At 54.8% G+C, this 9,343-nt stretch carries 10 protein-coding genes; 7 read left to right on the forward strand and 3 right to left on the reverse strand.

Annotated features, from left to right (window positions below; all coding sequences use genetic code 11):
- The first annotated feature begins 408 nt into the window (after nucleotides 1–408).
- From IDH45_RS26165 to IDH45_RS26180, 4 genes are all read left to right on the forward strand, one after another.
- A complete protein-coding gene (locus IDH45_RS26165) occupies nucleotides 409–948 on the forward strand; it encodes a DUF4178 domain-containing protein (protein ID WP_190931094.1) in 540 nt (179 codons plus the stop codon).
- Nucleotides 949–965: 17 nt separating this feature from the next.
- Nucleotides 966–1,748, forward strand: a complete 783-nt coding sequence (locus IDH45_RS26170; protein ID WP_190931095.1) for a DUF4247 domain-containing protein — start codon at nucleotides 966–968, stop codon at nucleotides 1,746–1,748.
- Nucleotides 1,749–1,902: 154 nt separating this feature from the next.
- Nucleotides 1,903–2,730: a YitT family protein gene (locus IDH45_RS26175; protein WP_190931096.1), complete on the forward strand. Its 828-nt coding sequence runs from the start codon at nucleotides 1,903–1,905 to the stop codon at nucleotides 2,728–2,730.
- Nucleotides 2,731–2,931: 201 nt separating this feature from the next.
- A complete protein-coding gene (locus IDH45_RS26180) occupies nucleotides 2,932–3,120 on the forward strand; it encodes a hypothetical protein (RefSeq protein WP_190931097.1) in 189 nt (62 codons plus the stop codon).
- Nucleotides 3,121–3,156: 36 nt separating this feature from the next.
- Here the strand turns inward: IDH45_RS26180 and IDH45_RS26185 are convergent, their stop codons facing one another.
- Nucleotides 3,157–4,329 (reverse strand): MFS transporter, encoded by a 1,173-nt coding sequence (locus IDH45_RS26185; RefSeq protein WP_190931098.1) that lies wholly within the window; start codon nucleotides 4,327–4,329, stop codon nucleotides 3,157–3,159.
- Between the two features lie 177 nt (nucleotides 4,330–4,506).
- On the opposite strand from IDH45_RS26185, the gene IDH45_RS26190 reads away from it, so the two are divergent.
- Entirely contained in the window at nucleotides 4,507–5,673 is a 1,167-nt protein-coding gene (locus IDH45_RS26190; RefSeq protein WP_190931099.1) for a putative glycoside hydrolase, read from the forward strand.
- Between the two features lie 183 nt (nucleotides 5,674–5,856).
- The gene (locus IDH45_RS26195; RefSeq protein WP_190931100.1) at nucleotides 5,857–6,435 is read left to right on the forward strand and encodes a hypothetical protein; all 579 of its coding nucleotides are present in this window, start codon (nucleotides 5,857–5,859) and stop codon (nucleotides 6,433–6,435) included.
- Between the two features lie 12 nt (nucleotides 6,436–6,447).
- On the opposite strand, the gene IDH45_RS26200 is transcribed toward IDH45_RS26195, so the two are convergent.
- On the reverse strand, nucleotides 6,448–7,056 hold the full coding sequence (locus IDH45_RS26200) for an NADPH-dependent FMN reductase (RefSeq protein WP_190931101.1): 609 nt from the start codon (nucleotides 7,054–7,056) through the stop codon (nucleotides 6,448–6,450).
- A 227-nt stretch (nucleotides 7,057–7,283) separates the two neighbouring features.
- Here IDH45_RS26200 and IDH45_RS26205 point away from each other — a divergent pair, with 227 nt between their 5' ends.
- Complete coding sequence (locus IDH45_RS26205; RefSeq protein ID WP_190931102.1) at nucleotides 7,284–7,721, forward strand: peroxiredoxin; 438 nt, start codon at nucleotides 7,284–7,286, stop codon at nucleotides 7,719–7,721.
- A gap of 325 nt (nucleotides 7,722–8,046) precedes the next feature.
- On the opposite strand, the gene IDH45_RS26210 is transcribed toward IDH45_RS26205, so the two are convergent.
- The gene (locus tag IDH45_RS26210) at nucleotides 8,047–9,039 is read right to left on the reverse strand and encodes an aldose 1-epimerase (protein ID WP_190931103.1); all 993 of its coding nucleotides are present in this window, start codon (nucleotides 9,037–9,039) and stop codon (nucleotides 8,047–8,049) included.
- Nucleotides 9,040–9,343: the final 304 nt, after the last annotated feature.

The raw sequence follows: 9,343 nt of genomic DNA on the forward strand, positions 1-9,343 counted from the left end.
CTACTCCTTTTTTACCTAGGGTATCTAGATCCCTCGAAATTTTGATTTACCCTTAAGCGCGACTTTGTCTATCCGATGGTTTAGTATCTCTTTCCCTTAACCCGTTTCATACGGGGATCATATGCGGATCTCTTTACCAGAAAAAAGGTATGAGCGGTCTTCCCATCGCCTACTCATCCATTCGCAGCCGAACTTAAGAATATCTATAGCATTATATCATAAGCGAAGAGGCCATTTCCAGCTTTTTTCAACCAGTATGCTCTTCATCATCCTTTCGTATCCCTACAAGGGTCTGCGAATTGTCGAGATTTGCTTTCTCTCCGCGAAACCATTTCGCCCTTTGCGTCGTATTACCGTTTAAGTAATCAGGCACACGACCGAACGAACGCGATCAAAGGAGAGAATCCCATGTCCATTTTTAAACGAATCAGCAATCTGATCCGAAGCCATAAAGAACCGCAGCCTCTGCCCCAGTCGAATATTCACCCGCTCGAAGGCGCGTCGGTGGGAGATATCGCGCACGTCGATCTGGAGGAATTCGTCATCTCCGGTAAAGTCTCTTATGCCGATCCGGGATACGCGCCTCACCGGTATGCTTATTATTTGCAAAGCGGCCGCGACATCCACTGTCTGCTCGTCGAGAAAGGGCGAAGCTACGACTGCTTCATGTGCAAATTTCTCGAAGGCGGCCTGGACGACCCGAACGACGTACCGACCCGTCTTGAGGTAGACGGCAATATGACGTACGATCTGGAGCATCACCGCACGGACCGGACGCTGACGCAAGGCAACACCGATTTCCGCAACGGCGACCAGGTGCTGATCTGGAAATATTTCGCCGACAACAGCTCGCATTTCTTTTTGCAGTGGCAGGACGGTAAATTTGTCGCCATGGAAGGAACGCGCATCCCGTCCGGCGAAGTGAAGATCATGAAATCCAAACCATAAGGCGGGAGTGAACAGCTATGATCCGTTGGAACCGCTGGACGACCTGGGTTAGCTTGCTGCTCGTCGTCGCCCTGCTGTCCGGATGTGCCAATGCGGCCAACTATGTAAAAGACTCGTACCCGCTCGTAAGCGTAGACGGCAAAGGGAAAACAACGGCGAAAGTGTACGAGGCCGAAGGCAAGACGGTTCCCGAGGTAGCCAAAGAGATAGCGGACCAGGAAAAACCTCAGGAAACGAGCAAAGAAGATCCGGACCAAATGTTTCTTATGTACGACAACCGCATCGTCAATCTGCAGAAAAACCCGGATCATCCGGACAATACGCTGATTGAGGTCAACTCGATCGAATATGCCAAGCAGCATTACGACTCCTCCTTCCTGGAAGGGTTCGTAACCGCGGCTATTATCCAATCGATACTCGGCGGCGACTGGTCGAGCTCCAGCTACAAAAAATATCCGGACCCGTACAAAGGATACAGCACCTCTAACGCAGCCAAACCGTCTTCGTCTTCGTCATCCTCCAAGACCGACGAGAAGAAACCGGCTACGACCGACCGGACAGGATCGTTCAGTTCCAAAGGATCGGGCTCTGCGTCCACGACTCCTCCGGCAAGCGGCTCGTCAAGCACAAGCAAGCCAAGCACAAGCACCGGAAGCTCCAGCACGAAAAGCTCAGGAAGCTGGTCGTCTTCCAATTCGGGCAGCGTCCGCAAAAGCGACGGTTCGACGCCATCGACCAAATCGTCGAGCAAGCCGAGCACTTCCAAACGTTCCGGCAGCTTCAGCAGCAAAAAAAGATAAGTTACAAGCCTCGGGCCTAATAGCCCGGGGCTTTTTTGGAACAGATCACAAAGCGCCAAAATCCGTATCGAAGCCATGGAACCGCTTTGTTGGCGTTATTTAGTATGGCAACCGCCGACCTTGTGGAACACTACATCGTATGGAGGGACTAGCTATGGTTCGATTGCGCGATCTGTACGATTTGCTGCGTATGACGCTCGGAGCGTTTCTTATCGCAGCCGGCTTCAATTTGTTTCTGATTCCCCATCAGCTGTTAAGCGGCGGTTTGTCGGGCATTTCGATGATGGTCGGCTATTTTACCGGCTGGAACATCGGCCTGTTATATTTTCTGATCAACCTGCCTGTGCTGATCTGGGGCTGGATCGTCATCGGCAAACGTTTCATTGTGCTGAGCATCGTATCGGTATTGGCAACAACCGTCTTTTTGCAGCTGATCCCCGACATATCCATTAACAGCGATCCGATTATCGGAGCCGTGTTCGGCGGAAGCCTGCTCGGCCTTGGCTCGGGGTTGTCGCTTAGAACAGGCGGCTCTTCGGGCGGATTCGATATCATCGGCTCGATCCTGACCCGGCGGCGCGACTATCCGCTCGGCATGATCCTATTCATCCTGAACAGCACCGTCGTGCTGGCGCTCGGTTTTATGCTGAACTGGGACTTGGCGTTATGCTCGATGCTCTCCATTTTCATAGCGGGCCTCGTCGTGGATACGATTCATATCCGTCATGTTAAAGTGACCGCATTCATCGTGACGAGCAAAAGGAAAGAGATCGCCGGCCGGCTGCTCGCGCTTCCCCGCGGGGTGACCGTGATCAAAACCGAAGGCGCGTACAGCCAGAGCCAGCATGAGATGCTGATGACGGTGACGACCCGGTACGAGCTGGCCGAACTGCGCAAAATTATTAAGGAAACGGACCCGAAGGCGTTCGTCAACATCGTCGAGACGGTTGCTGTGATCGGAGAATTCCGCAAATTGCAGTGAGTATGAAAAAATACCGGGTCCGTAAATTTGGACTCAGGAAAATGTTGTAAAAAGAACGCAAAGAGAATGGACTTATGGTATAATGGACTTGTAATTTCATAGGTTCTGGTATGAACGCTCAGCAACGTGTACTCTTTTCGTTTTTTTTGGCCGATCGTCGTAAGACCGATTCGAGAAAAAACGCGGAAAGGTGTGGTGCTCATGGAAACGGTCAAATTATCCAGGATTGTCATGAAATTAACGCCTGACATGTATCCTTGCCTAAAAACATCCGAACTGGACATGGACATCGTGCTCCGTTACGGATTCGACGCACTTGAGAAAGACGACGCGTTGGACATTGTGAAGTATAGCATTTCCGAATATCAAAAAGACGCCCTGCTCCATTGAAAGGGCGTCTTTTTTGGCGTTGCCGCCGATCTACCGTCAGCTCCATCCCCGGCTGCGGCGGTACTGGTGAGTGGCATATAGGAGCATAGCGGCGATGGCGCTTAAGACGGCCCCGAACATATACATGCTGCCGCCTCCCCACTCCTGCTTGAACCATCCTCCGATGACCCCGCCCAGAAGTCCCGCCAGTCCGAGAAATACGGCGGAGACGATCGCTTGTCCGGTCGAGCCCATTTCCGAAGGCACGAGACGGACGGCGTATTGGATCGTCGCCATCCAGAACAAAGCGAAGGTGAAGCTGTGCGACGCCTGAAGCGCGATCAGCACGGACGGATCGTCGATCCAGGCATATGCCGCCCAGCGGGCGGCGTACAGAATCGAGGTCAGGCCGAGCACCGCCAGCTCGTGATATTTATGGAGATGACGGCCAAGCCAGGCGAACGCCAGCGTCTCGCTGATGGAAGCGACCGCCCACGCCAAGCCGAACCACGTATCGGGAGCGCCCAGTTCGGCCAGATACAGCGTAAACCATACGTCGTTCAGACGGTGCGGAATCGAGACGATCAGGATCATGATCAGAAACCAGAGAAACATCCGGTTGCGAAGCAGAACGCCGATATCCTGAATCCGGATGCGCGTATCCGCATTCGCTCCTTGCTCCTGTCCCGCACGTTCCTTGAGAAACATCAGCAGCGCGAACGGAACGAGCCACAGCGCCCAGAACAAATAACCGATCTTCTCGATTCCGCCGATCCAGGCCAGCATATAGCCGGACAAAATCGCCACGATGCTGAAGCCCGCCGAGCCCCACGACCGCACCGCTCCGTACGACTGCTTCGTCCCGCGAATCGATTTCATCGCCAAACTGTCGAGCAGCGGAATCGAAGGATACATGAAGAAATAAAGCAGCATCACAAACCAAAAGGCCAGTCCAAACGTTCCCGACAGGAATAACCCCACGCTCGCCAGTATCGTAAACAGCCATAACAGGCCGATGATCCGCTTGATCGTATTATATTTATCGCTTAAATAACCCCATACCGGCTGCGCAAACATCGCTACAAACGGACCGATATTCATGAGCCACCCGATTTGCACCGGCGTATAACCTTTCATTCCGAAATATACCGGCAAATAGGGAAGCAATACCGCCTGCAGGGCATAAAAAGAAAACAGCACCCCTTTTACGGCGAATAGCTGTCTAGTCATGATTCCATCCGTCCTCACCTTCGATGAATGCCTGCCTCTCCGGACACGCCTCTCTAATCCTAATCGATTCAGCCGTCTTCTTTCAACATAATCCTACAAAATCCTCTGGGATTCGTTCGCGGGTTCCCGTATAATGAAGGTCCAGAAATCGGATTTTTCGGATTGGAGACAAGAGGTATGGAACTATTACTGGCCGCGTGGCTTCTGATCTGCGGCAATGCATCCGGCACTCCGGACGACGTCCAGCTCGAGCAGCTCCTGCAGGCCGCAGTCGATTCGGCCCGGCCGGCCGCGGCCGCGCAAGCCGGGACACCGCCCGGCGGCGCATACAGCAAGACCGATCCGCAGCAGGACGCTCCGCTTGTCAAAGGCGTCTACGCCACTGCGCACAGCGCGGGAGGGGCGCGGCTGCAAACGCTGCTCCAGCTGATCGACGAGACAGAGCTGAATTCCCTCGTGATCGATATTAAGGACGATTACGGGTATATTACGTATCCGACCGGGAACGAACAGTTGGAAGCGATGGACACGACCAAAAAGATCATTTCCGATATGCCGGGACTTATTGCCAAACTTAACGAACATCACATCTACCCGATTGCACGGGTCGTCGTCTTCAAGGATACGGTGCTGGCGAACCGGCAGCCGGAGCTGTCGTTTAAGAACCCGGACGGGACGGTCTGGACGAACGGCAAAAATCCGGGAGACAGCTTCGTCAACCCGTACCGCAAGGAAGTGTGGGACTACAACATCGCCGTCGCCAAGGAAGCGGCCAAAGCAGGCTTTAAGGAGATCCAGTTCGACTATGTGCGGTTTCCCGAAGGGTTCGAGAAACGGGCCGATGAGTTGACCTATACGAAGGACGAGCGGACGCGAATCGACGCCGTCGCCGACTTTGTCCGGTATGCGCGCGAGCAGCTCGCTCCGCACGGGGTACGCGTCTCGGTCGATATTTTCGGCTATGCCGCTTCCGTACCGGCCGCCGAAGGAATCGGGCAGGACTTCGAGAAAATATCGAAGTACGTCGATGTGATCTCCCCCATGATCTATCCGAGCCATTACAGCACGGGATGGTACGGCTCCAAGGTGCCGGACGCCGCTCCGTACATTACGATTAACGGCGCCATGATCGATACGAATAAGAAGCTCGAACCGCTGGCGGAGCTTAAGCCTGTTGTCCGCCCCTGGATTCAGGACTTTACCGCCTCATGGGTGAAAGGATATATCCGTTACGGCAAGCGCGAGCTGGAGGAGCAGATCCGCGCTCTGAACGATAACGGCGTTCATGAATATTTGCTCTGGAACGCGGGCAACACGTACACGCCTGGAGTCGATTACCGGTAAGCGAGGCGCTGGCTGCGCGCCGGGTTGCAGCGGGATTGCTTGTCTGCGGTCGCTTCCGGGGGCTGGCTGCACGAACACTGCCCGACTTTAGTCCAGTCCGGAAACCGTCTCCAGTCTGTTTTCGCGGCAAGCCGGTACGGGTAAGCTGGTATCAAACCCATAGACGGAAAGAAGGAGCGATCCATGAACGACCGATATTTCGAATCAGGACCGGCTCACCAGCAGCACGTCCCCCCTTATCAAGGCGGACCGGGAGCTTATTCGTTCCCGATCGATCCGGTAAAACCGAAGAGCAAGTTTGTCGCCACCGTATTATCCATGTTCATTCCGGGAACCGGGCAAATGTATCTCGGCGCCGTCGTCCGCGGCATGTCCATCATGATGCTGCTCGTTCTCGACATCGTTGCCATCGTTTTTTTCGCCGACGGCCCGGTACAAAACAACGTGCTCCCCGTCACCTTGCTGTCGCTGCTTATTCCGGTCGTTTATTTCTACAACGTCTTCGACGCGGTTCATCAGACCGATGCGATCAACCGGGCGATTCGCCACGGCTTCCCGTATGCCGGCTACGCTTATCCGAACTCGAGCGGCGGCAATCTGATGCTCGGCTTTATCGGCGCTGTCGTCTTTTTCTGCTCGCTGTCGGCTTTCGGCGGCTGGTGGGACGGCCTGTTTACGGTAAATGCGGCTCTGGGCGGCGCATTGCTGCTGATTGCAGGCGCTTACTTGTTTATGAAGGAGTTTCGCGGGAAGAAGTCCTAGCGGAAACGTGCATCACCCATACAAAAGCCGCTTCCAGTGACGGAAGCGGCTTTGTTTGTTTCGTTCGTCCGTTTGTCTTGTCAGCGGTTGCGCAGCGCGTGCGACATCTGGAGAAAAATAGGCGACTGTTCTCATCGCTCTTTCCTTCACCATCGGGTTGACCGGCTCGCCCTCGGCGTCGAACTGGCGGTTGTCTCCGCCGATCGAGATCCATTCGGGGCAATTGACGCCGTGAACGCCCCTGACGATCACCTGCAGCTGCTGGAGCGGGCTGACGCCTACGGCTCCGCCGGTCGAGGCTACGGACAAGACTGCCTTGCTGTCGAAATGGTCGAAGCCGAGATGATCGATCGCATTTTTCAGGACGCCGGATATTCCTCCGTGATAATCGGGAGTGCTTAGTACGATCGCATCGGCCTGCAGCATCGATTGTTTCAGTTCGGCCAAATTCTCGTCAGGAGGATTCCGGTCATCCGGTGTGAACAGAGGTACGGGGAGCTCATACAGATCGAACAAAGTGACGCGGCATCCCTTCTCTTCAAGCAGCCTGGATAAATACCGGCACAGCTTCGTACTGGTGGACGCTTTCTTGTTGCTCCCCGCCAGTATGGTTACATTCATGCTGGAATCTCCTCTCCGATATTACATACTTTTTTGTTTATTATATTCCTTTTATTGGTTCATGGGAAGAGCCGCCTTCCTTCATCGTCTCGATCGCATTACGGGCACCACGTTTCGTCGTTTTCGGCTCCACGGTGTCCTCGTCTTCATCTGCTTGCCCATGTTTTATTACGGGAGTAGTATAATGAAGAGGCAAGGGTTCATTTCCAGACCGGAGGGATAGCGATATGCTGCAAATAGGCGAACCGGCCCCGTTGTTCGAGGCGGAGAGCACGCAAGGAACCATTAAGTTGGGCGAGCTGATCGGCAAACGGCCCGTTGTTCTTATTTTTTATCCGATGGACGAAACGCCGGGTTGCACCGCCCAGCTATGCGCGGTCCGGGACAGCAAGAAGCAGTACGAATCGATTGGTGCAGTCGTTATCGGCGTGAATCCGGCCGGGATGGACGCTCACCGGAAGTTCGCGGCGAATCACGGACTGGACTTTCCGATCGCCGTCGACGAAGGCGGTTCCATCCGCAAAATGTATGGGGTCGGCAAGATGCTCGGTCTTTTTCTCCAGCAGCGGGTCGTATACGGGATCGACAAGCAAGGGAAGATTGCTTTCGCCCGGAAAGGAAGCCCGTCCGCGGAAGAAATTGTCGCGGCGCTTGGTCGCGCCTGATGCGGCTGGAACGTGCGCAGACGTAATAAGAAAGGGCTGTTTCAATCGTTATATAGCGATTAGTCGAGCCCTATCTAGAACCGGTATTCCATGAGAAAAGGACCTCAGGCCTCCGCCTTTCAGCGGAACTCGAGGTCCTTTCGTTTCGTTTCGTTTCGTTTGGAAATCAGAATGTTTCTATGTCATGCCAACACTTTGGGGACGACTTCTTTTTCTTCATGAACAGCGGCCGACAACCAACGTGCCCAACGTGACGAGTCCCTTTGTTGAAAGCAAAACCGCCCGGTTTGATCCGGACGGCTTGCTAGGTGGCGCCTGTATACGTTCAGCAAGATTCGCCGTACATCCGGCTCGTCTCCTGCCACACTTCTCCCGGTGCGAGCGAAACGAGTCCGGTCTCTTCGGCGGAAAATGGGGCGCTTGGCGCGTTCACCATCCCCGTCTGAGGCTCCGGACAGAAGAAACCGCCTTGGCCGCCTCCGTTATAGATCATCCAGAACTTGTACGCCGAGCCTGCCTCGTAAACCAGCCTGACGTTCAGCCGGGTATCGGTCAGCTCCATGACGTTGCGACCGCCTTGCAGGACCGCCGTATAATGGTTGTCGAGCGATGCGAAATACGGCGTCGTGCCAGCACCCCGCATCTTCTCCTCGTCCGCATCCAGCGACGAGAGTCGTCCAGTCGGCAGCATCCGCTCATTCAGCTCGATCCGCTCGCCTACCGTCATCCGGAACGAACAATCGGCCGGCGTGCTTCCCGGCGCGAACGGAGCGTTTACCGTCGTATGGAAGCCAAGCGTGCACGGCATCGGCTGCAAGCCGTCATTGCGCACCCCGGTCTCCTGGGTGAGCCCGTCCTTGCTAAGCGAATATCGGATTTTGATCGTAAATTTATGAGGAAAATATGCAAAGGCCGGATGTGATTCGTCGACCCGTTGCGCAACGACTACATAACTGGAACCATCATCGGCGCCGTAATCGTCCACCTGCCAAGGGATATTGTAGAAGAAGCCGTGAATATGATTGTTCCGGCCCGGCTCGGTGACGGGGAGTTTGTACGTTTGTCCGTTCCAAGGAAAGTTGCCGTCCTCGTACCGGTTCGGCGGAAACAGCACCGGAATGCCATGCACCATCGGTCTTTGTTTAAACGCTTCCATCTCGTCCGCCTCCGGCTCCCGCAAATAGCGGTACCCGTTCTCCGCGTCCCGAAACGCGACCAGATTGCCGCCAACTTCGGGAAGCAGCGCTGCCTCGTACGGCCCGAACTTCAGCCATATCGCTCTCTCTCCGTAATAAGTACCTTCATAAGCGTTCGACATTGCGACCGACTCCTCCCGGGGCTCCCCGCTATGTGTGCCGGCTGGTAGTCCGACATGCGGGATATGGTAGTCATTATAATCCAAAGCGCGCCGGCTTGCCAGTGAAAGAATCGGACAAGCAGAGCTGGGCTGGAACGTGATTTGGAGAATAGAACCGGGTGTTTGATCCGGCGCTTAGACCCGGATGGTGGGGATAGGCCTGATTGGAAATGCAGCGGTAGCGTGTGGCGGTAGCGTGTGGCGGTAGCGTGTGGCGGTAGCGTGTGGCGGTAGCGTGTGGCGGTAGCGTGTGGCGGTAGCGTGT

It is taken from the genome of Paenibacillus oceani (assembly GCF_014705615.1).
In the GTDB taxonomy this organism is placed as follows: Bacteria; Bacillota; Bacilli; order Paenibacillales; family NBRC-103111; genus Paenibacillus_AB; species Paenibacillus_AB oceani.